We start from the raw sequence: 21,757 nt of genomic DNA, 5'->3' as shown, positions 1-21,757 counted from the left end.
TTGCTTCGTGGTGGGTCCCGATGACCGCGGACGAACCGCGCGCGCCTAGGCTGGTGGGGTGAAGGAGTTCTGGATCTACACCGCCCTGCGAGCCGGCCTGTTCATCGGCGCGTTCTGCCTGGTGGCGGGGGTGTGGCTGCTGGTCGCCGACTCGGTCAACGTGCTGTGGATCATCGTGATCGCCTTCCTGGTCAGCGGTGTCGCGTCGTACGTCCTGCTGGCGCGGCAGCGCTCGGCTTTCGCCGCCAAGGTCGAGGGGCGCGCGGACCGGATCTCCCGCAAGTACGAGGAGATGCGGTCCCGTGAGGACCAAGACGACTGAGTTGGATGGCTGCGGCTTCATCACGTGATGTAGCCGAAGCGCCACTGCTGTAGTGGAACTCCGCTACAGCAGTGCGGGTTGGCCTACATACCGTGATGAAGCGGCGACCCGGCCGGCGGGCGGCCCGTGAGAGAGGTGGCCTCAGCCGACGACGAGCCCGAGGCCGGCGAGGACGGCCCAGGCCAGCTCGGCGACACCGGTCTTCTGCAGCACCGGGATGAGGGCCGGGCCCTGGGCCCCGCCGAGCACGATGCGTGCGGCCGCGATGCCGGGCAGCAGGAAGCCGAGGCCGAGCAGGGCCCACCAGGTGGTGAGCGCGGCGAGGACCACGACGGCGGCGGCGGAGAGCCCGAGGAGGACCGCGTAGAAGGCGCGGGTACGACGGTCGCCGAGTCGCACGGCGAGGGTCATCTTGCCGGCGACGCGGTCGGTGGGGATGTCGCGCAGGTTGTTGGCGACCAGGATCGCGCAGGCCAGGGCACCGACCCCGGCACCGGCGGCGACCGAGGCCCAGCCCGGGGTCCGCCAGGTCTCGGTCTGCACCCAGGTGGTGCCGACGACCGCGACCAGGCCGAAGAACACGAACACCATCACCTCGCCGAGCCCGAGGTAGCCGTAGGGCTTCGAGCCGCCGGTGTAGTACCAGGCCGCGAGCACGCTGAGCGCGCCGACGAGGACCAGCCACCACGACGTGGTGGCGGCGAGCACGAGTCCGGCCACGGCGGCGACGCCGAAGGAGAGGAACGCCGCCCGCTTCACCGCGGCGGGGGTGGCGAGCCCGGAGCCGACCAGGCGCAGGGGGCCGACCCGCTCGTCGTCGGTGCCGCGGATGCCGTCGGAGTAGTCGTTGGCGTAGTTGACGCCGACCTGGAGGGCCAGGCTGACCACGGCGGCGAGCAGCGCCTTCCACCAGACGCCGCGGTCGGCGTACACCGCGACGGCGGTGCCGACGACGACCGGGGCGACCGCTGCCGGGAGAGTGCGGACGCGGGCGCCCGCGATCCAGTGCGCTGCTGTGGCCATAGCCGTCGATTCAAGCAGGCGGCGGCGCCCGCGCGCGCAGTCGGGTGCCGTCCGGTCCCCGGACCGGCGTCGCGGTGCGGGCGATAGCGTCTGTGCGGTGGAACCCTGGACCGTGCGTGGTGGGCCCGCCGAGGTCGTCGAGCGGACCCGGCGCTGGCTCTCCGCCGACGACGACGCGCCGCTCGTGGTCGAGACCTCCGGCTCCACGGGTACGCCGAAGCGGGTGCTGCTGAGCCGCGCCGCGGTCCGCTCCTCGGTGCAGGCCTCCGCGGCCCGGCTGGGTGCGAGCGGCCCCTGGGTGCTGACCCTCCCGCCGACGTACGTCGCGGGGCTGCAGGTGATCGTCCGGTCCCTGGTCGCCGGCCACCCGCCGGCCCTGCACGACCGCGACGGCTGGCCGGCGGGCGAGGGCTGGTTCGTCTCCCTGGTCCCGACCCAGCTGACCCGGCTGCTGGCCTCGTCGCCCGACGTCGCCGCGCTCCGGCGGGCGCACACCGTGCTGCTCGGCGGCGGCCCGATCGGAGCCTCGCTGCGTGGGCGCGCGGCCGAGGCGGGGGTGCGCGTCGTGGCGACGTACGGCTCGGCGGAGACCGCCGGCGGCTGTGTCTACGACGGCCTGCCGCTCGACGGGGTCGCGGTCGCGCTGGGGGAGGGCGGCCGGATCCGGATCGCCGGCCCCACCCTCTTCAGCGGCTACGACGGGCAGCCCGACCTGACCGCCGAGGTGCTGGTCGACGGCTGGTTCCTGACCTCCGATGCCGGCCGGATCGACGAGGACGGCCGGCTGGCCGTGATCGGGCGGGTCGACGACGTCATCGTGACCGGCGGGCTCAACGTGCCGGGACCGGCGGTGGCCGAGCGGCTGCGGCAGCACCCCGACGTGGTCGCGGCCGAGGTGCTCGGCGTACCGGATGTCGAGTGGGGGAACCGGGTCGTCGCGTTCGTCGTGGGGCCGGTCGGGCCGGACGAGGCGCGGGCGTGGGTGGCCGACGCGCACCCGCGTGCCTGGGCGCCCCGGCAACTGGTCCGGCTCGACGCGATCCCGCTGCTGGCCAACGGCAAGCCCGACCGGCAGGCGCTGCTGAGGCTCGCGGAGGCGGCGCGGTGAGCGCGATCCGGGTGGTGTCCATCCCGATGCGCACGCGCTTCCGCGGCATCACCGTCCGTGAGGCGGCACTGATCGAGGGTCCGGCGGGGTGGGGGGAGTGGAGCCCGTTCCTGGAGTACCCGCCCGAGGTCGCCCAGCCCTGGCTGCGCTGCGCCGAGGAGGCCGCGGCGGGAGCATGGCCGGCACCGGTGCGCGACCGGGTCCCGGTCAACGTGACCGTGCCCGCCGTCGGGCCCGAGCGGGCCCACGAGATCGTGCTCGCCGGCGGCTGCCGCACCGCGAAGGTCAAGGTGGCCGAGCCCGGCCAGGGCACCGCCGAGGACGAGGCCCGGCTGGAGGCGGTCCGCGACGCGCTCGACGCGGGCGGGCCGGGCGGCCGGATCCGGGTCGACGCCAACGGCGGCTGGTCGGTCGACGAGGCGGTCGCCGCGATCGGCCGGCTGGACCGCGCGGCCGGCGGGCTGGAGTACGCCGAGCAGCCGGTCGCCACGGTCGAGGACCTCGCGCTCGTCCGGCGCCGGGTCGACGTACCGATCGCGGCCGACGAGTCGATCCGCCGTGCCGAGGACCCCTACCGGGTCCGGGACCTGGCGGCCGCCGACATCGCGGTGCTCAAGGTGCAGCCGCTCGGCGGGGTCCGCGCGTGCCTGGAGATCGCCGAGCGGATCGGGCTGCCGGTCGTGGTGTCGAGCGCCCTGGAGACCTCGGTCGGGATCGCCGCGGGCGTGGCGCTCGCCGCCTCCCTCCCCGAGTTGCCGTACGCCTGCGGGCTGGCGACGGTCCAGTTGCTCACCTCCGACGTGGTGGCCGCGCCCCTGCTGCCGGTCGACGGCGCGCTGCCCGTCGTCCGCCCGCTGGTGGACGCCGGGCGGCTCGCCGCCGTCGCCGCCGATCCCGCGCGGGTCCGCCACTGGGAGGCCCGGCTGGCCGCCGTACGGGCGCTGGGGAAGGATCTCGGTCCATGACGGACAGCTCGTTCGCTCTCGCGGACGCCCTCGTCGACCGGCTCCGGCGGGCCGGCGTGACCGACGTCGTGGTCGCACCCGGCTCGCGCAACGCCCCTGCCGCGATGGCGCTGTGGGCGGCCGCGCAGGCCGGCGCCCTGCGGCTGCACACCCGCATCGACGAGCGCACCGCCGGCTTCCTGGCGCTCGGCCTGACCAAGACGGGAGCGCGGGCGGCGGTCCTGACGACCTCCGGCACGGCCGTCGCCAACCTGCACCCGGCCGTCCTCGAGGCCGCGCACGCCGGGGTCGGCCTGGTCGTCGTCTCGGCCGACCGTCCCGCCCGGCTCCGCGGAACCGGCGCCAACCAGACCACCGATCAGGTCGGCATCTTCGGCGCGCTGGTCCCCTCCCACGACGTGGCGTCCGTCGCCGAGCTCTCCGTCGTCCCGCTGGCGGGGGACGCCGTGGTCCACCTCAACCTGCAGCTCGACGCCCCGCTGGTGCCGGATGTCCCCGTCGTACCGGACATTCCTGTCGCGAATCCGCCCGATTCGCGACAGGAATGTCCGGTACGACGACCCACCCGGCTGCCGCAGGGACCACGGACGGTCGTGGTGGCGGGTGACGACGCCGGGCCGCCCGCGCGACAGCTGGCCGAGGCGGCGGGGTGGCCGCTGCTGGCCGAGCCGTCGAGCGGCGCGCGGACCGGCGAGAACGCCCTGCGCACCTACCGGCTGCTGCTCGCCACCGAGCTGGGCGAGCGGATCGAGCGGGTCGTGGTGTTCGGCCGGCCGACCCTGTCCCGGCCGGTGACCCGGCTCCTGGAGCGCGCCGGCGTCGAGGTGCTCGTCGTGCCGGGACCCGGCGTGTGGCCGGTCCGGCCCGCGGGCTCGCGCACGATCGAGGCGCCGTCCTGGTCCGACGCCGCGCCCGACGACCTGGCCTGGCTCGACGCCTGGCGCACGGCCGACCGCGACCTCGGCCGGCGGGTCGACCGGCTGCTCGCGGAGCAGCCCGCCCTCACGCCGTACGACGTCGCGGCGCTCACGCACGCCGCCCTGCCCGCCGGGGGGCTGCTGGTCGTGGGCGCCTCCAGCCCGATCCGGGACCTCGATCTCATGGTCCGCCCGCCCGCCGTCGGGACCCGTCGCAAGGTGATCGCCAACCGCGGCCTGGCCGGCATCGACGGCACGATCAGCACCGCGATCGGCGCCGCGCTGGGCCGGCACGGGTCGACCAGGAACCTCGCCCTGATGGGCGACCTGACCTTCCTCCACGACCAGACCGCGCTCGTGCTCGGGCCCGACGAGCCGCGGCCGGACCTGACGATCGTCGTACCGAACGACGACGGGGGCGCCATCTTCTCCATGCTGGAGCAGGGGGCGCCGGCGCACGCCGCCTCCTTCGAGCGGCTCTTCGGCACGCCCCACGGCCACGACCTTGCGAGCCTGTGCGCCGCGGCGCGGGTCCCGCACCTGCGGGTCGCCTCGCGTCCCGAGCTCGACCAGGCGCTCGCCAGCCCCAACGGGGGCATCGAGGTGATCGAGGCCGTTGTCGGCCGCGACGACCGCCGCGACCTGGACCGGCGGATCCGGGACCTCGCGGTCACGCACTAGGCTTGCCCGGTGGCCAGCGACACCTGTTCGCCGTCGACCTCCGAGGAGCGCGAGCCGGACCTGCCGCGGGACCAACGCGTCGCCCCGCCGCTGCGGCACTTCATCCACACCGAGGCCGCGAGCGCGGGCCTGCTGGTCGTGGTCGCCCTGGTCGCGCTGGGGTGGGCGAACTCGCCGTGGTCCGACAGCTACGAGCGGCTCTGGCACCAGACGCTCGAGCTGACCTTCGCCGGCGGCGGGCTCAGCATGGACCTGCACCACTGGGTCAACGACGGCCTGATGGTCGTCTTCTTCTTCGTCATCGGACTCGAGGTGCGCCGGGAGTTCTCGGTCGGCGAGCTGACCGAGCGCAGCCGGCTCGTCGTCCCGGTCATCGCGGGCGTCGGCGGCATGGTGGTCCCCGCGCTGCTCTACCTCGCGCTCAACCCGTCCGGCGACAGCGCCGCCGGCTGGGGTGTGGTGATCGGCACCGACACCGCCTTCCTGCTCGGCACCCTCGCCCTCGTCGGGCCCAGCGTGTCGACGCAGCTGCGGATCTTCCTGCTCACCCTGACCGTCATCGACGACATCGTCGCCGTCACCGTCATCGGGGTGGTCTACTCCGACTCGATCGACCTCACCGCCCTCGCCGTCGCCGGCGGGTGCCTGGTGGCGCTGGTCGTGCTCGACCGCGTGGGGGAGTGGCGCGCGTCGCCGTACGTCGCCGCGGTGGTGGTGCTCTGGGTCGCCACGCTCGAGTCCGGCATCCACGCCTCGATCGCCGGCATGCTCTCGGGCCTGCTGGTGCCCGCGGCCGATCCCGACCGCGGGCTGGTCCGCCAGGCGGCTGAGCGGGTGCGCCGCTTCCAGCAGTCCCCGCTGCCGGAGGTGCAGCGCCAGGCCCGGCAGAGCCTCAACCGCGCGGTGTCGGTCAACGAGCGGCTGCAGGAGGTGCTGCACGGCTGGACCAGCTTCGTCATCGTGCCGGTGTTCGCGCTCGCCAACGCCGGCATCGACCTGCGCGACGGCGTCCTCGGCGACGCGCTGGGCTCGCCGGTCACCTGGGGTGTGGTCGCCGGTCTCGTGCTCGGCAAGTTCCTCGGCATCGGGGCGGGTGCCCTCGGCGCCGTCCGGCTGCGGCTGGGCGCCCTGCCCGAAGGCGTCGCCGCCGGCCACACCCTCGGCGGCGCCGCGCTGTCCGGCATCGGGTTCACCGTCTCCCTCCTCATCGTCGGGCTCGCGTTCACCGACCAGCGGCTGCAGGACCAGGCCAAGGTCGGTGTGCTGCTGGCCGCGGTGCTCGCCGCGCTGCTCGGCTGGTTGGTGTTCGCCATCGCCGCCCGGTTCTTCGACCAGCGCGACGCCGGCCTGCCGACACGCCTGAGCGAGCCGGTGGACCCGGCGGTCGACCACGTGCGGGGACCGGTCGACGCGCCGCTGACCCTCGTGGAGTACCTCGACTTCGAGTGCCCCTTCTGCGCGCGCGCCACCGGCGCCGCGCGTGAGGTGCGCGAGCACTTCGGGGACCGGTTGCGCTACGTGCCGCGCCATCTCCCCCTCGACGCCCACCCGCATGCCGTTCTGGCCGGGATCGCGGCCGAGGCCGCCGGGCGACAGGACCGCTACTGGGACATGCACGAGCTGTTGTTCACGCGGCAGGACCGTCTGGAGCGCGACGACCTGGTCGGGTACGCTGGTGAGCTCGGTCTCGACGTCGAGCGGTTCGTCGCCGACCTCGACGATCCCGCCCTCGTGGCCCACCTGCAGCGCGATCTCGCCAGCGCCGGCGCCAGCGGGGTGCGCGGCACCCCGACCTTCTTCGTGGGCGAGCGCCGTCACCAGGGTCCGTACGACGCCCGGAGCCTGATCGCCGCCCTCGAAGCCGTCGAGCACACCGGAACCCGGCCGCGGGAGGCGCGCTGATGGAGATCGCCATCTTCCTCGTCGCCATCGCGGTGACGGTGCTGGCGTTCACCGCGGTCTCCGAGCGCTACGACCTGCCCGCGCCCCTGGTCCTCGTCGTCGTGGGCGTTGGCGCGGCCTACGTGCCGGGCGTCCCGGTGGTGCACCTGGAGCCCGAGGTGGTGCTGCTGGGCCTGCTGCCACCGCTGCTCTACTCCGCGGCGGTGACCACCTCGCTCGTCGACTTCAACGCCAACCGCCGCCCGATCCTGCTGCTGTCTGTGGGGCTCGTCGCGTTCACCACCGTCGGCGTCGCGGCCGTCGTCCGGCTGGTCATTCCCGAGATCGGCTGGCCGCTCGCGCTGGCGATCGGCGCGGTGGTGGCCCCGCCCGACGCGGTCGCCGCGACGGCGATCGGCCGGCGGATCGGCCTGCCGCGCCGGATCGTCACCATCCTCGAGGGCGAGTCGCTGCTCAACGACGCCAGTGCCCTGGTCGCCCTGCGCACCGCCGTCGCGGCGATCAGCGGGACCGTGGCCGCCTGGGAGGTCGGGAGCGACTTCGCCCTGGCCGCCGGCGGCGGGGTCGCGGTCGGTCTGCTGACCTTCGTCGTGGTGGGCTTCCTGCGCAAGAAGGTCACCGATCCGCTGCTGGACACCGCGATCTCGCTGGTGATCCCGTTCGCGGCGTACCTCCTGGCCGAGGAGATCCACGCGTCCGGCGTGGTCGCGGTCGTCGTCGCCGGCCTCGCCCTCGGGCACGTCGCGCCGGTGCTGCAGTCGGCGCAGTCGCGGATCGCCGAGCGGATCAACTGGCGCACGATCGCCTACGTCCTCGAGAACACCGTCTTCCTCCTCATCGGGCTCCAGGCGGACTGGCTGTTCGGCGAGGTCGGCGAGAGCGAGTTCGGCGTCGCCACGGTGGCCACCGCCTGCGTGGCGGCCCTGGTCGCGGTGGTGCTGCTCCGGCTGGTCTGGGTGTTCGCGGCGAAGGCACTGCTGCTGCGGTCCGGACCCGATCCGGTGACCGGCGAGGTCGCCTCCTGGCGGTACTCCTTCCTCATCGGCTGGGCCGGCATGCGCGGCGTGGTCACGCTGGCGGCCGCGTTCACCGTCCCGGCCGACACCGAGCACCGTGAGATCCTGCTGATCATCGCGTTCACGGTGGTCGCCGGCACCCTGCTCGGCCAAGGCATGACCCTGCCGTGGATGGCCCGGCGGCTCCGGGTCCCCTCGCCCGACCCCCACGACGACGCGCTCGCGCGGGCCACTCTGCTCCAGCAGGCGGCCAAGGCCGGCCTGCACCGGCTCGACGAGCTCGCCGCCGAGTGCGACGACCCGCACCAGGTCCGCTCCCTGATCGTCCAGCGCATCGAGCAGCGCAACTTCGCCGCCTGGGAGCGGCTCGGCACGACCGCCGGCGAGGAGAGTCCGAGCGACCTCTACTCCCGCTGGCGCGGTGACATGATCGGGGCCGAGCGCCGGCGGGTGCTGGAGATCCGCTCCACCGGATCCGTCCCGTCCGAGATCGTCAGCGAGGTGCTCGCCATGCTCGACGTGGAGGAGTCGATGCTCGACGCCGCCGACGCCGCGCGTGCCGATCTGCGCAGCACGAGCCGGGTCCAGCGCGGCGACGGCTGCGAGCATCTTGCCGGCACACCGCTGCTGGACCCACCCGACGAGCTCGTCTGCACGGCCTGCCTCGCCGAGGGCACCCGGTGGGTCGCGCTGCGGATGTGCCTGTCCTGCGGCGAGATCGGCTGCTGCGACTCCTCGCCGAGCCGCCACGCCACCGCCCACTTCCGGGAGAGTCAGCACCCCGTCATGCGCTCGGTCGAGCCCGACGAGGACTGGCGGTGGTGCTACGTGCACCACCAGACCGGCTGAGCCGGCCCCGGACTACGGTGGGGCCATGCGCCTCACGAAGTTCGGCCACTCCGCGGTCCGGATCGAGCACGACGGGACGACGATCGTCCTCGACCCCGGCGTGTGGAGCCAGCGCGAGTCCGTCGACGGCGTCGACGCGGTGCTCGTCACCCACGAGCACCTGGACCACTACGCCCCGGAGCTGCTGCGCGCGACCGACGCCCCGATCTTCACGATCGACGCGGTCGCGGCGCAGATCCGCGACGGGGCGCCGGACCTGGTCGAGAGGGTCACGGTGGTAGCGCCGGAGCAGACCTGGTCGGTCGGCGGCATCGAGGTGCGGGCGGTGGGCGAGCTGCACGCCGTGATCCATCCGGAGCTGCCGCGCTTCCACAACAGCGGCTACCTCCTCACCGCGGGGGAGAGCACGGTCTTCCATCCCGGGGATGCGCTGACCGGGCCGGGGGTCCCTGTCGACGTACTCCTCGCCCCGGTGTGCGCCCCGTGGATGCGGGTCTCCGAGGGGGTCGACTTCGCCCGCGAGGTCGGTGCGGCCCGCAACGTCGCGATCCACGACCGGGTGTTCTCGCCCGAGGGGCTGGGCGTCGTCGACACGCAGTTCGGCCGGTTCCTCGAGGCGGCCGGGCAGGAGTACGCGCGGCTCGCCGACGGCACCGATCTCTGACCGCTCGGCGAGCGGGCCGGTGGCACGGCCGGTGGGCGGGCCGGTCAGCCGGCGCTCAGGTGGACCGGGCATGATGGCCCGATGCCGATCGCTCGATCCACCGTCGTGGGCGCCACCACCGGCGTCCTCCTCCTCGCCGGAGCCGTGGGCTTCGGCGTCGGCCTTCCCAAGGTCGTCGACGACCCGTCGGTCGCCTCCGCCGCCGACCTCCCCACGCTCCCGGACCGGCTCGACGACCGGATGGTCGCGCTGTCCGCGGTGACGGCCGAGGACGCGGGACTCACCGACCCGGCCGACCTCGAGGCGATCGAGCAGGTCAGCGACCGCGCCGCGACCGGCGACACCGAGGCGTCGAGCGACCTGTCCGCCATCTACGGCGCCGCGCGGGTCCGCGCGTACGTCGACGCCCAGGTGATGGGCCAGGCCGATGCGCAGGTGGCGCCGGCCCAGATCGCGGTCACCATCAGCGCCGGCGGGGCCGGCCTGGTCATCCCGAGCGGCCCGTTCAAGATCGACCAGCAGGGCGGATCGCACTACGAGCTGCGCGCGATCGGCGGTCACCGCTGCGCCGTCGCCTGGCAGGAGGGCGCCGATCCCACGACAGGGGCGCCCACCGCCGGCGAGGTCCCGGCGGCCAACTACCAGGCCGAGTGCCGTGCCGAGCGCGACGGCCTCAGCTACGACGTCTACGCGACCGGGCTCGCGCCCGAGGAGGTCGCGTCGTACGTCGACCGCGTGCTCGAGCTCACCGAGGAGGGCTGAGCGCGCCCATGACCCGCGCCGAGCTCGACAAGCAGCCCGCCGACGTACGACGGATGTTCGACGCCGTCGCCCGGCGCTACGACCTGACCAACGACATCCTGTCCTTCGGCCAGGACCGCCGCTGGCGCCGTGAGGTGCTCGCCGCCGTCGACCCGGCGTACGGCGACCGGGTGCTCGATCTCGCGGCCGGCACCGGGACGTCCAGCCAGCCGTTCCTCGACGCCGGCGCCGAGGTCGTGCCCTGCGACTTCTCGATCGGCATGCTCCAGGTCGGCAAGCGGCAGCTGCCCCATCTGCCCTTCACCGCCGGCGACGGCACCCGGCTGCCCTTCCGGGACGGAACCTTCGACGCCGTCACGATCTCCTTCGGGCTGCGCAATATCGTCGACCCGCTCGCCGGTCTCGCCGAGATGCGCCGGGTCACCAGGCCCGGCGGACGACTGGTCGTCGCCGAGTTCAGCCACCCCACGTGGGCCCCGTGGCGCACCGTCTACATCGAGTACCTCATGAAGGCGCTGCCGGCCGTCGCCCGCACCGTCTCCTCCTCGCCCGACGCGTACGTCTACCTCGCCGAGTCGATCCGGGCCTGGCCCGACCAGCGCGGCCTCGCCGACCTGATCGCCGAGGCCGGCTGGGATCGGCCGCAGTGGCGCAACCTGTCCGGCGGCATCGTCGCGCTGCACCGCGCGACGGCCTGACGGGACTGCCACCAACGGTCCGACGAAACCGTTACCAGCCACCCGACGAAACCGCCAGTGCCTGGTTGACGAAACCGCTATTCGCGCGTTCACACGAATTACGCAACCCTCGCATGCGCTAAATCTGCAGGTCAGCGGCGGTTTTCGCCGTTCCAGCCGTGGCTGGACCGGCATTGCCGACCCCCCTGTGCCGGCGTCCCGGATGGGTGGCAATATGTGCCTCACGCCACTAGTGATTCTGTTCACAAGATCACGAGAGGGAGGCTCATGGAGCTCTACACGCCGGTGCTGGTCCTGGCGGCGCTGGCCGCGTTGTTCGCGGTCGGGTCGGTCGTCATGAGCACGATGGTGGGGCCGCGGAGATACAACCGCGCCAAGTTCGACTCCTACGAGTGCGGCATCGAGCCCACCCCCCAGGCGCTGACGGGCCGCTTCCCGGTGAAGTACTACATCACCGCGATGCTCTTCATCGTCTTCGACATCGAGATCATCTTCCTCTACCCCTGGGCCGTCCGCTTCGACGCGATGGCCTGGTTCGGGCTGGTCGAGATGGTCCTGTTCATCGCCACGGTCTTCGTGGCCTACGCGTACGTCTGGCGTCGCGGCGGATTGGATTGGGACTGACCATGGGTGTCGAGGAGAAACTCCCCAGCGGAGTCCTGCTGAGCACGGTCGAGGGGCTGGCCGGCTACATGCGCAAGGCCAGCTTCTGGCCGGCGACCTTCGGTCTCGCGTGCTGCGCGATCGAGATGATGACGTCCGGCGGCCCGAAGTACGACCTCGCCCGGTTCGGCATGGAGGTCTTCCGGGCCAGCCCCCGGCAGGCCGACCTGATGATCGTGGCCGGGCGGGTCAGCCAGAAGATGGCGCCGGTGCTGCGCCAGATCTACGACCAGATGGCCGAGCCCAAGTGGGTGCTGGCGATGGGCGTGTGCGCCAGCAGCGGCGGCATGTTCAACAACTACGCGATCGTCCAGGGCGTCGACCACGTGGTGCCCGTCGACATGTACCTCCCCGGTTGCCCGCCGCGACCCGAGATGCTCATCGACGCGATCCTCAAGCTCCACGACAAGGTCCAGCACACGCCGCTCGGCGCCAACCGCCAGGCCCAGATCCGCGAGCTCGAGGCCGAGGGCCTCGCCGCGCTCCCGACCAGCGACATGAGGGGGATGCTGCGATGAGCGACGACAAGTCCGTCGGTCCCGACAAGGCCGTCGAGCAGCCCGCGACCGAGCAGTCGCCCGAGAACGCCCCCGAGGCCCTCGGTGAGCCCGGCCTCGAGATCCGCGCGGTCGGCGAGCGCCAGGGCATGTTCGGCGTCCAGGGATCCGGCGACACCAGCGGGTACGGCGGCCTGGTGGCCCCCGTCGTGCTGCCGGGTGCCGCGCAGCGGCCCTACGGCGGCTGGTTCGACACGGTCGCCGACGGGCTGGACCCGCTCATCGAGCAGGTCGTCATCCACCGCGGCGAGATCACCTTCCACATCCACCGCGACAACCTGCTGGCCGCGGCCCGCAAGCTCCGCGACGAGCCCGACCTGCGCTTCGAGCTGCTCTCCGGCGTCAGCGGCGTGCACTATCCGGGCGACGCCGGCCGTGAGCTGCACGCGGTCTACCACCTGATGTCCTTCACCTGGAATCGCCGGGTCCGGGTCGAGGTCAGCGCCCCCGACACCGACCCGCACCTGCCGAGCCTGGTGCCGATCTACCCCGCGGCCGACTGGCACGAGCGGGAGACCTGGGACATGTTCGGCATCCAGTTCGACGGGCACCCGGCCCTGACCCGGATCCTGATGCCCGACGACTGGCCGGGCCACCCGCAGCGCAAGGACTACCCCCTGGGCGGCATCCCCGTCGAGTACAAGGGCGCGAGCGTCCCGCCGCCGGACCAGCGGAGGAGCTACAACTGATGGCACCCCACGACGTTCTTCACCTCCTCCGCTTCGCTCCCCCGGCGAACGACGCCGCGGGGACCCCGCCACTTCAGGGGGATCTCGTATGAGCACCGACTTCTACGCCGACGGCACCGACACCGCCGAGGGCAAGGTCTTCACCGTCACCGGCCAGGACTGGGACGAGATCGCCGCCGACATGGGCGACAGCGACGCCGCGGAGCGGATCGTCGTCAACATGGGCCCGCAGCACCCCTCGACCCACGGGGTGCTCCGGCTGATCCTCGAGATCGAGGGCGAGACGGTCACCGAGGCGCGCTGCGGCATCGGCTACCTCCACACCGGCATCGAGAAGAACATGGAGTACCGCTCCTGGACGCAGGGCGTCACGTTCTGCACCCGGATGGACTACCTCAGCCCGTTCTTCAACGAGATGACCTACGTGCTGGGGGTCGAGCGGCTGCTCGACATCGAGGACCAGATCCCCGAGAAGGCCCAGATCATGCGGGTCCTGCTCATGGAGCTCAACCGGATCTCCTCCCACCTGGTCTGCATCGCCACCGGCGGCATGGAGATCGGCGCGCTGACCGTGATGACGATCGGCTTCCGCGAGCGGGAGCTGGTGCTCGACCTGTTCGAGCTGATCACCGGGCTGCGGATGAACCACGCGTTCATCCGCCCCGGCGGTGTCGCGCAGGACCTCCCGCCGGGCGCGCTCGACGAGATCCGGTCCTTCGTCGCCCTGATGAAGAAGCGCCTCCCCGAGTACGCCGCGCTGTGCAACGCGAACCCGATCTTCAAGGCCCGCCTCGAGAACGTCGGCCACCTCGACCTCGAGGGCTGCATGGCGCTCGGGCTGACCGGCCCGGTCCTGCGCAGCACCGGCTACGGCTACGACCTGCGCAAGGCCCAGCCCTACTGCGGCTACGAGACCTACGACTTCGACGTCCAGACCTGGGACACGGCCGACTCCTACGGCCGGTTCCGGCTCCGCCTCAACGAGATGCACGAGTCGCTGAAGATCATCGAGCAGGCGGCCGACCGGCTGGCCCGGCTCGAGGGTGCACCGGTCATGGTCGCCGACAAGAAGGTCGCCTGGCCCAGCCAGCTCTCCATCGGCAGCGACGGTATGGGCAACAGCCTCGACCACATCCGCCACATCATGGGCGAGTCGATGGAGGCGTTGATCCACCACTTCAAGCTGGTGACCGAGGGATTCCGGGTCCCGGCCGGCCAGGCGTACGTGCCGGTCGAGTCCCCCCGCGGCGAGCTCGGGGCGCACGTCGTCTCCGACGGCGGCACCCGCCCCTTCCGGGCGCACTTCCGCGACCCGTCGTTCAACAACCTCCAGGCGATGGGCGTGATGAGCGAGGGCGGCCAGATCGCCGACGTCATCGTCGCCATCGCGAGCATCGACCCCGTGATGGGAGGCGTCGACCGATGAGCACTCCACCGTTGGACGACAAGACACTCGCCGAGCTGCGCGAGATCGCGGCCCGCTACCCCGAGCCGCGCTCGGGCCTGCTGCCCATGCTGCACCTCGTGCAGTCGGCCCAGGGCCGGATCACGCCGGAGGGCATCGAGGCGTGCGCGGCGATCCTCGAGATCAGCGCGGCCGAGGTCAACGGCGTCGCGACCTTCTACACCATGTACAAGCGGCACGGCGTCGGCGACTACCACGTCGGCGTGTGCACCAACACGCTGTGCGCGGTGATGGGCGGCGACGCGATCCTGCAGCGGCTCAAGGACCACCTCGAGATCGGCAACGACGAGGTCGCGGTCCAGCGCCAGGGCGACTCCCACACCGTCAGCCTCGAGCACATCGAGTGCAACGCCGCCTGCGACTACGCGCCGGTGATGATGGTCAACTGGGAGTTCATGGACAACCAGACCCCCGAGTCGGCGGTCCAGATGGTCGAGGCGCTCCGAGCCGGCCACGAGGTCAGCTCGACGCGCGGACCCCGGCTGTGCACCTGGCGCGAGGCCGAGCGGGTGCTCGCCGGCTTCCCCGACGGCCGGGTCGACGAGGGACCGTCCGCCGGGCCCGCGTCCCTGGCGGGTCTCGAGATCGCCCGCGAGCACGGCTGGAGCGCACCGGACCCGGCGGCGACGCCGGCGGTCGAGGCGGCGCAGAAGGAGGAGAGCGGCGCATGACCGACGTGCTGACCCCGGTCCTGACGGACATCTGGGACGCCGAGCAGTCCTGGAAGCTGGCGACCTACGCCGGCCAGGGCGGGTACGCCGCCCTCGACACCGCCTTCGCGATGAGTCCCGACGACATCATCACCGCTGTCAAGGACAGCGGCCTGCGCGGTCGCGGCGGCGCCGGCTTCCCGACCGGCATGAAGTGGTCGTTCATCCCCCAGGACAACCCGAAGCCCAAGTATCTCGTCGTCAACGCCGACGAGTCCGAGCCGGGCACCTGCAAGGACATCCCGCTGATGATGGGCAACCCCCACGTCCTCGTCGAGGGCGTCATCATCAGCTCCTACGCCATCCGTGCCAACAAGGCGTTCATCTACATCCGTGGCGAGGTCGTCCACGTCATCCGCCGGGTGCAGGCCGCGGTCGAGGAGGCGTACGCCGCGGGTCACCTCGGCAAGGACATCCACGGTTCCGGCTACGACCTCGACGTCGTCGTCCACGCGGGCGCCGGCGCCTACATCTGCGGCGAGGAGACCGCGCTGCTCGAGGGTCTCGAGGGCCGCCGCGGCCAGCCCCGGCTGCGCCCACCGTTCCCCGCCGTGGCCGGTCTCTACGCCAGCCCGACGGTCATCAACAACGTCGAGTCCATCGCCTCGGTGCCCGCCATCGTCAAGAACGGCGCGGCCTGGTTCGGAGCCATGGGCACCGAGAAGTCCAAGGGCCACGGCATCTTCTCGCTCTCGGGGCACGTGCGGAAGCCCGGCCAGTACGAGGCACCGCTCGGCATCACGTTGCGTGAGCTGCTCGACCTCGCGGGCGGCGTACGCGAGGGTCACCAGCTCAAGTTCTGGACCCCGGGCGGGTCCAGCACCCCGCTGTTCACCGATGCGCACCTCGACGTGCCCCTCGACTTCGAGGGCGTCGCCGGTGCCGGTTCGATGCTGGGCACCCGCGCGCTGCAGATCTTCGACGACTCGGTCTGCGTGGTCCGCGCCGTCCTGCGCTGGACGGAGTTCTACCAGCACGAGTCCTGCGGCAAGTGCACGCCGTGCCGCGAGGGCACCTGGTGGCTGACGCAGGCGCTCACCCGGCTCGAGAACGGGCAGGGGAGCGAGGAGGACCTCGACCAGCTCATCGACCAGTGCGACAACATCCTGGGCCGTGCGTTCTGTGCCCTGGGCGACGGCGCCACCAGCCCGGTGACCAGCTCGATCCAGTACTTCCGCGAGGAGTACCTCGCCCACCTGAGCAACGGCGGCTGCCCGTTCGACCCCGCCCGGTCGACCGCCTGGGCCGGAACGGAGGTCTCGGCATGAGCGCCCCGGAGATCGAGCGGACCGACCTCGTCACCGTCACCATCGACGGTGTCGAGGTCAGCGTCCCCAAGGACACCCTGGTGATCCGCGCCGCCGAGCAGATCGGCGTACAGATCCCGCGGTTCTGCGACCACCCGCTGCTCGCGCCCGTCGGCGCCTGCCGCCAGTGCCTGGTCGACGTCCCCGACGCCGGCAACGGCCGCGGCTTCCCCAAGCCGCAGGCGTCCTGCACCCTTCCCGTCGCCGAGGGCATGGTCGTCAGCACCCAGGTCAGCAGCCCGGTCGCCGACAAGGCTCAGCAGGGCGTGATGGAGCTGCTGCTCATCAACCACCCGCTCGACTGCCCGGTCTGCGACAAGGGCGGCGAATGCCCGTTGCAGAACCAGGCGATGTCCAACGGCCGCGGCGAGTCGCGCTTCTCCGACGAGCGCAACCGCGGCGTCAAGCGCACCTTTCCCAAGCCGATCAACCTCTCGCCGATGGTGCTCCTCGACCGGGAGCGCTGCATCGTGTGCCAGCGCTGCACCCGGTTCGCCGACGAGATCGCGGGCGACCCGTTCATCGCCCTGGTCGAGCGGGGTGTCCAGCAGCAGATCGGCATCGCCGACGACGCGCCCTTCCTGTCGTACTTCTCCGGCAACGTCATCCAGATCTGCCCGGTCGGCGCGCTGACCTCCGAGCAGTACCGCTTCCGCTCCCGCCCCTTCGACCTGGTCTCCTCGCCCGGCGTCGCCGAGCACGACGCGTGCGGCTCCGCGATCCGGGTCGACCACCGCCGGGGCACCGTGCTGCGTCGCCAGGCCGGCGACGACCCGGCCGTCAACGAGGAGTGGATCAGCGACAAGGACCGGTTCGCCTTCGCCTATGCGCAGGCCGACGACCGGCTCACCTATCCGCAGGTCCGCGACGCCGACAGCCCCGACGGCGCGCTGCGCCCGGCGTCGTGGCCCGAGGCCTTCGCTGTCGCGGCTCGCGGCCTGGCGGCGGCCAAGGACGCCGGCGGCGTCGGGGTCCTGACCGGTGGCCGGCTGAGTGCCGAGGACGCCTACGCCTACGCCAAGTTCGCCCGGGTCGCGCTCGACACCAACGACATCGACTTCCGGGCCCGACCGCTGTCGGCCGAGGAGACGGACTTCCTCGCCTCGAACGTCGTGCTCACCGGCCCGGAGGCCGGCGGGGTCACCTACGCCGACCTCGAGTCCGCGGCCACCGTCGTCCTCGTCGGCCTGGAGCCGGAGGACGAGGCGGCGGCGGTCTTCCTGCGGCTGCGCAAGTCGGTCCGCGCCGGGGGCACCCGGGTGGTCAGCCTCGCGCCGTTCACGACCCGCGGCCTCGACAAGCTCGCGGCCCGGCTGGTCCCGACCGCGCCCGGCGACGAGCCGGCCGCGCTGCGGACCCTGGTCGGCGAGCTCGACGCGTCGTCGGTGCTGTTGGTCGGCGAGCGGATGGCCGTCGTCCCCGGTGCGTTGAGCGCGGCCGCCGAGGTCGCCGCGGCCACCGGTGCCCGGCTGGCCTGGGTGCCGCGCCGGGCCGGCGACCGCGGCGCGATCGAGGCCGGCTGCCTGCCGACCCTCCTGCCCGGCGGCCGGCCGGTCGCCGACGCCGGCGCCCGGGTCGACGTCGCCACCGCGTGGGGCGCCGCCGCGCTCCCGGAGACGCCGGGCCGCGACGCGGACGGCATCGTGGCCGCGCTCGCCGGGGGCACGCTGGGTGGTCTGCTCGTCGGCGGCGTGGACCCCGACGACACCACCGACCCGGCAGCAACCCGCGCCGCGATCGACGCGGCCGGTTTCGTGGTCGCCCTCGACCTGCGCCGCACGGAGGTCACCGACCGGGCCGACGTGGTCTTCCCGGTCGCGCCGACCACCGACAAGTCCGGCACCTTCGTCAACTGGGAGGGGCGGGTCCGCTCCTGGGAGGCGGCCCTGCACAACCCGGCCTCGCTGCCCGAGCTGCGGGCGTTGGCGGGCATCGCCGACGAGCTGGCCCAGCTCGGTCAGGGGCGTCCGCTCGGCTTCCGCACCGTCGACGAGGTCCGCGCCGAGATGGCGCAGCTCGGCCCCTGGGACGGCCCGCGCCCCGAGTCGCCTGCGACGCGCGTCGAGTCTGCGGCAACTCAACAGCGAGAAAGCGGCAACTCAACGGTCCGACTGGCCACCTGGAAGCAGCTGCTCGACAACGGGTCGATGCAGGACGGCGACAAGTACCTCAAGTCGACGGCTCGGACCCCGGTGGCGCTGGTCACCCCGGACGCCTACGACCGGTACGGACCGACCGTCACCCTGACCGGTGACCGCGGCTCGATGACCCTGCCGGCCGAGATCTGCGACGACCTCGTCGACGGCGTGGTCTGGGTGCCGGCCAACTCGGTCGGCGCCGGTGTGCTCGCCGACCTGGCGTCGCCGGGCGCCACGGTCACCATCGCGGGAGCGGAAGGAGTGCACGGGTGAGCGAGTCTCTGTCGGCCTTCGGCAACGACCCGTGGTGGGTCATCGGCCTCAAGGCCCTGCTGATCTTCGTCGTCCTGGTGCTGCTGACGCTGTTCAACATCTGGTGGGAGCGCCGGGTCGTGGCCCGGATGCAGCACCGGATCGGCCCCAATGTGCACGGCCCCTTCGGCCTGCTGCAGTCGCTGGCCGACGGCGTGAAGCTGGCGTTCAAGGAGGATCTGATCCCCAAGGCCGCCGACAAGGTGGTCTTCATCCTGGCCCCCGTGATCGTCGTGGTGCCGGCGTTCGTGACGTTCAGCGTCATCCCCTTCGGGCCCGAGGTGAGCTTCTTCGGGCACCAGACCCCGCTGCAGCTGACCGACATGCCGGTCGCCGTGCTCTTCGTGATGGCGATCGCGTCGATTGGCATCTACGGCATCGTCCTCGGCGGCTGGTCCAGCGGGTCGACGTACTCCCTGCTCGGCGGCCTGCGCTCCAGCGCCCAGATGATCTCCTACGAGGTCGCCATGGGCCTCGCCCTCGTCGCGGTGTTCATGTACGCCGGCTCGATGTCGACCAGCGAGATCGTCGCCGCCCAGGACGACCTGTGGTTCGGGCTGATCCTGCTGCCGTCCTTCGTGATCTACGCGATCGCCATGGTCGGTGAGACCAACCGCGCGCCGTTCGACCTCCCCGAGGCCGAGGGCGAGCTGGTCGGCGGCTTCCACACCGAGTACTCCAGCCTGAAGTTCGCCCTCTTCTTCCTCGCCGAGTACATCAACATGGCCACGGTCTCCGCGCTCGCGGCGACCCTCTTCCTCGGCGGCTGGCACGCCCCGTTCTGGATCGACGAGGTCTGGGCCGGTGCCAACGAGGGCTACTGGCCGGTGCTGTGGTTCTTCGGCAAGGTCTTCTTCTTCATCTTCATCTTCATCTGGCTGCGCGGCTCCCTGCCGCGGCTGCGCTACGACCAGTTCATGGCCTTCGGCTGGAAGCGGCTGATCCCGATCTCGCTGGTGTGGATCGTCGCGGTCGCGACGATGCGGGTCGCCCGCAACGAGGGCGTCTTCGACGAGGGCTTCAGCGGGAACCCGCAGTTCTGGCTGATCCTCGTCGGTGTGGTCCTGGTCGTCCTGCTGCTGACCTTCCTCGTCCCCGACAAGGGCTCGAAGGAGGGCGACGACGAGCTCGAGACCGCCACGCCACGCACCGGCGGCTTCCCGGTCCCGCCGATGCCGGCGGGAGGCGCCGTCCGCGGTGCCGCCGCGCCGCTCGTGTTCCGTACGGCCCAGGACACCGTCAGTGAATCCGTCCGCGACTCAGGGGTGAGCAATGGCTGACCAGCACGGTTCGACGAGGGCAGAGGACAAGGGTCCGTCCCTCAAGGAGCAGCTCTGGGACCCGGTCGCCGGGTTCGGGGTCACCTTCCGGACCATGTTCCGCAAGGTCGTCACCGAGCAGTACCCCAAGGAGAAGCTGCCGACGGCGCCGCGCTTCCACGGGCGGCACCAGCTCAACCGTTGGCCCGACGGCCTGGAGAAGTGCGTCGGCTGCGAGCTGTGCGCCTGGGCCTGCCCGGCCGACGCGATCTACGTCGAGGGCGCCGAGAACACCGATGACACCGGCACCCTCCGCGCCGACGGGACCAGGGAGTCGGGCCGCTACTCGGCGGGGGAGCGCTACGGCCGCGTCTACCAGATCAACTACCTGCGCTGCATCCTGTGCGGGCTGTGCATCGAGGCCTGCCCGACCCGAGCGCTGACGATGACCAACGAGTACGAGCTCGCCGACGACAGCCGCGCCAGCCTGATCTACGAGAAGTCCGACCTGCTGGCCCCGCTGCTGCCGGGCATGGAGCAGCCGCCGCACGCGCAGCTGCTCGGCAGCGACGACGACTACTACCGCGGCGACTTCCAGCAGCCGGTTCCCGTGCCGGTCGTGCCCGCGGACGAGGGGGCCGGCTCGTGACCGCCTTCTGGATCCTCGCGCCGATCATGGTGATCGCCGCGCTCGGCCTGCTGTTCGTCCGCAAGGCGGTCCACGCCGCGCTGCTGCTGGCGGTCGTGATGATCAGTCTCGCCGTGCTGTACGCCGTCCTCGAGGCGCCGTTCCTGTTCGCGGTCCAGATCATCGTCTACACCGGCGCGATCCTGATGCTGTTCCTGTTCGTGCTGATGCTCGTCGGCGTCGACGCCTCCGACTCGCTGGTCGAGACGATCAAGGGCCAGCGGGTGCTGGCCTGGCTGATCGGCCTGGCGTTCGTCGTGGTGATGGTCGTCGGGCTGTCCCAGCTCACCCTCGGCACGGCGGTCGGCCTCGAGGAGGCCAACCAGGGCGGCAACGTCCAGGCCCTCGCCGACCTGCTGTTCTCGCGCTACGTCTTCATCTTCGAGGCCGCCAGCGCCCTGCTCATCACCGCGGCCGTCGGCGCGATGGTGCTGACCCACCGCGAGCGGCTCACCCCGAAGCGCACCCAGCCGGTCCTCGCCGCCGAGCGGATCCGGGCGTACGGCGAGTCCGGGGCCCACCTCGGCCCGCTGCCGCCGCCGGGCGTCTACGCCCGCCACAACGCGGTCGACACCCCGGCGCTGCTGCCCGACGGCAGCCCGGCGGCCGCCTCGGTCTCCCGGGTGCTCGCCGCCCGCGGCACCATGCGCCCGGCCGGCCTCACCGACATCGAGGCGATCAAGGAGCAGCTCGGCGTGGATCCCACGGCGAAGCCCGAGGAGGCCGGGAAGACCGGCGCCACCGCGTCCAGCGAAGAGGACCCGGCATGACCGAATACGTCGTTCTGTCCGCCATCCTGTTCACCATCGGCGGCATCGGGGTGCTCACCCGGCGCAACGCGATCGTCGTGTTCATGTGCGTCGAGCTGATGCTCAACGCCTGCAACCTGGCGTTCATCGCCTTCGCCCGCCAGCACGGCAACCTCGACGGCCAGATCGCCGCCTTCTTCGTGATGGTGGTGGCCGCGGCCGAGGTCGTGGTCGGGCTCGCGATCATCATGACCATCTTCCGGACCCGTCGCTCGGCCTCGGTCGACGACGTGAGCCTGCTGAAGTTCTGAGG

General features: G+C 72.3%; 21 protein-coding genes. 20 read left to right on the top strand and 1 reads right to left on the bottom strand.

All coding sequences use genetic code 11. The annotated features are described in order from the left end of the window. The first annotated feature begins 58 nt into the window (after positions 1–58). Positions 59–322, top strand: a complete 264-nt coding sequence (locus QJ852_23755) for a DUF4229 domain-containing protein (GenBank protein ID WGX96150.1) — start codon at positions 59–61, stop codon at positions 320–322. A gap of 141 nt (positions 323–463) precedes the next feature. Here the strand turns inward: QJ852_23755 and QJ852_23750 are convergent, their stop codons facing one another. Further along, positions 464–1,345, bottom strand: coding sequence for a 1,4-dihydroxy-2-naphthoate polyprenyltransferase (locus QJ852_23750; GenBank protein ID WGX96149.1), 882 nt, complete (start codon positions 1,343–1,345; stop codon positions 464–466). 97 nt (positions 1,346–1,442) lie between these two features. Between QJ852_23750 and QJ852_23745 the strand changes: the two genes are divergently transcribed. The 19 genes from QJ852_23745 (at position 1,443) to nuoK (ending at position 21,755) form a co-directional block, all read left to right on the top strand. Next, positions 1,443–2,453 (top strand): AMP-binding protein, encoded by a 1,011-nt coding sequence (locus tag QJ852_23745; protein WGX96148.1) that lies wholly within the window; start codon positions 1,443–1,445, stop codon positions 2,451–2,453. Between the two features lie 5 nt (positions 2,454–2,458). Then, complete coding sequence (locus QJ852_23740; protein WGX99500.1) at positions 2,459–3,418, top strand: o-succinylbenzoate synthase; 960 nt, start codon at positions 2,459–2,461, stop codon at positions 3,416–3,418. Beyond that, on the top strand, positions 3,415–5,016 hold the full coding sequence (gene menD, locus QJ852_23735) for a 2-succinyl-5-enolpyruvyl-6-hydroxy-3-cyclohexene-1-carboxylic-acid synthase (protein ID WGX96147.1): 1,602 nt from the start codon (positions 3,415–3,417) through the stop codon (positions 5,014–5,016). The genes QJ852_23740 and menD overlap by 4 nt, the downstream gene beginning before the upstream one ends. Before the next feature lie 9 nt (positions 5,017–5,025). Next, positions 5,026–6,918 carry a Na+/H+ antiporter NhaA gene (nhaA, locus tag QJ852_23730; GenBank protein ID WGX96146.1) on the top strand — a complete coding sequence of 631 codons (1,893 nt, stop codon included), beginning with the start codon at positions 5,026–5,028 and terminating at the stop codon, positions 6,916–6,918. After that, entirely contained in the window at positions 6,918–8,783 is a 1,866-nt protein-coding gene (locus QJ852_23725; GenBank protein ID WGX96145.1) for a cation:proton antiporter, read from the top strand. The genes nhaA and QJ852_23725 overlap by 1 nt, the downstream gene beginning before the upstream one ends. Positions 8,784–8,808: 25 nt before the next feature. Next, on the top strand, positions 8,809–9,447 hold the full coding sequence (locus QJ852_23720; protein ID WGX96144.1) for an MBL fold metallo-hydrolase: 639 nt from the start codon (positions 8,809–8,811) through the stop codon (positions 9,445–9,447). Positions 9,448–9,528: 81 nt separating this feature from the next. Then, the gene (locus QJ852_23715; GenBank protein ID WGX96143.1) at positions 9,529–10,209 is read left to right on the top strand and encodes a hypothetical protein; all 681 of its coding nucleotides are present in this window, start codon (positions 9,529–9,531) and stop codon (positions 10,207–10,209) included. A gap of 8 nt (positions 10,210–10,217) precedes the next feature. Continuing rightward, positions 10,218–10,907, top strand: a complete 690-nt coding sequence (locus tag QJ852_23710) for a demethylmenaquinone methyltransferase (protein ID WGX96142.1) — start codon at positions 10,218–10,220, stop codon at positions 10,905–10,907. Positions 10,908–11,174: 267 nt separating this feature from the next. Next, the gene (locus tag QJ852_23705; protein ID WGX96141.1) at positions 11,175–11,531 is read left to right on the top strand and encodes an NADH-quinone oxidoreductase subunit A; all 357 of its coding nucleotides are present in this window, start codon (positions 11,175–11,177) and stop codon (positions 11,529–11,531) included. Between the two features lie 2 nt (positions 11,532–11,533). Next, positions 11,534–12,088, top strand: a complete 555-nt coding sequence (locus QJ852_23700) for an NADH-quinone oxidoreductase subunit B family protein (protein ID WGX96140.1) — start codon at positions 11,534–11,536, stop codon at positions 12,086–12,088. Continuing rightward, on the top strand, positions 12,085–12,816 hold the full coding sequence (locus QJ852_23695; protein WGX96139.1) for an NADH-quinone oxidoreductase subunit C: 732 nt from the start codon (positions 12,085–12,087) through the stop codon (positions 12,814–12,816). Before QJ852_23700 ends, QJ852_23695 begins: the two co-directional genes overlap by 4 nt. A gap of 88 nt (positions 12,817–12,904) precedes the next feature. Continuing rightward, positions 12,905–14,242, top strand: a complete 1,338-nt coding sequence (locus tag QJ852_23690; GenBank protein ID WGX96138.1) for an NADH-quinone oxidoreductase subunit D — start codon at positions 12,905–12,907, stop codon at positions 14,240–14,242. Continuing rightward, the gene (nuoE, locus tag QJ852_23685) at positions 14,239–14,952 is read left to right on the top strand and encodes an NADH-quinone oxidoreductase subunit NuoE (GenBank protein WGX96137.1); all 714 of its coding nucleotides are present in this window, start codon (positions 14,239–14,241) and stop codon (positions 14,950–14,952) included. The genes QJ852_23690 and nuoE overlap by 4 nt, the downstream gene beginning before the upstream one ends. Then, positions 14,949–16,259, top strand: coding sequence for an NADH-quinone oxidoreductase subunit NuoF (nuoF, locus tag QJ852_23680; protein ID WGX96136.1), 1,311 nt, complete (start codon positions 14,949–14,951; stop codon positions 16,257–16,259). The genes nuoE and nuoF overlap by 4 nt, the downstream gene beginning before the upstream one ends. Beyond that, a complete protein-coding gene (locus QJ852_23675) occupies positions 16,256–18,709 on the top strand; it encodes an NADH-quinone oxidoreductase subunit G (protein WGX96135.1) in 2,454 nt (817 codons plus the stop codon). Before nuoF ends, QJ852_23675 begins: the two co-directional genes overlap by 4 nt. Further along, complete coding sequence (gene nuoH / locus QJ852_23670) at positions 18,706–20,028, top strand: NADH-quinone oxidoreductase subunit NuoH (GenBank protein WGX96134.1); 1,323 nt, start codon at positions 18,706–18,708, stop codon at positions 20,026–20,028. Before QJ852_23675 ends, nuoH begins: the two co-directional genes overlap by 4 nt. After that, a complete protein-coding gene (gene nuoI, locus QJ852_23665; protein ID WGX96133.1) occupies positions 20,021–20,656 on the top strand; it encodes an NADH-quinone oxidoreductase subunit NuoI in 636 nt (211 codons plus the stop codon). Before nuoH ends, nuoI begins: the two co-directional genes overlap by 8 nt. Then, on the top strand, positions 20,653–21,465 hold the full coding sequence (locus QJ852_23660) for an NADH-quinone oxidoreductase subunit J (GenBank protein ID WGX96132.1): 813 nt from the start codon (positions 20,653–20,655) through the stop codon (positions 21,463–21,465). Before nuoI ends, QJ852_23660 begins: the two co-directional genes overlap by 4 nt. Then, entirely contained in the window at positions 21,462–21,755 is a 294-nt protein-coding gene (nuoK, locus tag QJ852_23655) for an NADH-quinone oxidoreductase subunit NuoK (GenBank protein WGX96131.1), read from the top strand. Before QJ852_23660 ends, nuoK begins: the two co-directional genes overlap by 4 nt. Positions 21,756–21,757 lie beyond the last annotated feature (2 nt).

The sequence above is a fragment of the Nocardioides sp. L-11A genome, from assembly GCA_029961745.1.
In the GTDB taxonomy this organism is placed as follows: domain Bacteria; phylum Actinomycetota; class Actinomycetes; order Propionibacteriales; family Nocardioidaceae; genus Nocardioides.
Note: the sequence above shows the minus strand (reverse complement) of the source record. Positions and strands in the feature narration are given on the sequence as shown.

What these genes read in the sequence shown, in the direction of transcription:
- QJ852_23750 (WGX96149.1), bottom strand. Translation starts at nt 1,345, where the DNA reads ATGGCCACAGCAGCGCACTGGATCGCGGGCGCCCGCGTCCGCACTCTC.
- menD (WGX96147.1), top strand. Translation starts at nt 3,415, where the DNA reads ATGACGGACAGCTCGTTCGCTCTCGCGGACGCCCTCGTCGACCGGCTC.
- QJ852_23725 (WGX96145.1), top strand. Translation starts at nt 6,918, where the DNA reads ATGGAGATCGCCATCTTCCTCGTCGCCATCGCGGTGACGGTGCTGGCG.
- QJ852_23720 (WGX96144.1), top strand. Translation starts at nt 8,809, where the DNA reads ATGCGCCTCACGAAGTTCGGCCACTCCGCGGTCCGGATCGAGCACGAC.
- QJ852_23715 (WGX96143.1), top strand. Translation starts at nt 9,529, where the DNA reads ATGCCGATCGCTCGATCCACCGTCGTGGGCGCCACCACCGGCGTCCTC.
- QJ852_23710 (WGX96142.1), top strand. Translation starts at nt 10,218, where the DNA reads ATGACCCGCGCCGAGCTCGACAAGCAGCCCGCCGACGTACGACGGATG.
- QJ852_23705 (WGX96141.1), top strand. Translation starts at nt 11,175, where the DNA reads ATGGAGCTCTACACGCCGGTGCTGGTCCTGGCGGCGCTGGCCGCGTTG.
- QJ852_23700 (WGX96140.1), top strand. Translation starts at nt 11,534, where the DNA reads ATGGGTGTCGAGGAGAAACTCCCCAGCGGAGTCCTGCTGAGCACGGTC.
- QJ852_23695 (WGX96139.1), top strand. Translation starts at nt 12,085, where the DNA reads ATGAGCGACGACAAGTCCGTCGGTCCCGACAAGGCCGTCGAGCAGCCC.
- QJ852_23690 (WGX96138.1), top strand. Translation starts at nt 12,905, where the DNA reads ATGAGCACCGACTTCTACGCCGACGGCACCGACACCGCCGAGGGCAAG.
- nuoE (WGX96137.1), top strand. Translation starts at nt 14,239, where the DNA reads ATGAGCACTCCACCGTTGGACGACAAGACACTCGCCGAGCTGCGCGAG.
- nuoF (WGX96136.1), top strand. Translation starts at nt 14,949, where the DNA reads ATGACCGACGTGCTGACCCCGGTCCTGACGGACATCTGGGACGCCGAG.
- QJ852_23675 (WGX96135.1), top strand. Translation starts at nt 16,256, where the DNA reads ATGAGCGCCCCGGAGATCGAGCGGACCGACCTCGTCACCGTCACCATC.
- nuoI (WGX96133.1), top strand. Translation starts at nt 20,021, where the DNA reads ATGGCTGACCAGCACGGTTCGACGAGGGCAGAGGACAAGGGTCCGTCC.
- nuoK (WGX96131.1), top strand. Translation starts at nt 21,462, where the DNA reads ATGACCGAATACGTCGTTCTGTCCGCCATCCTGTTCACCATCGGCGGC.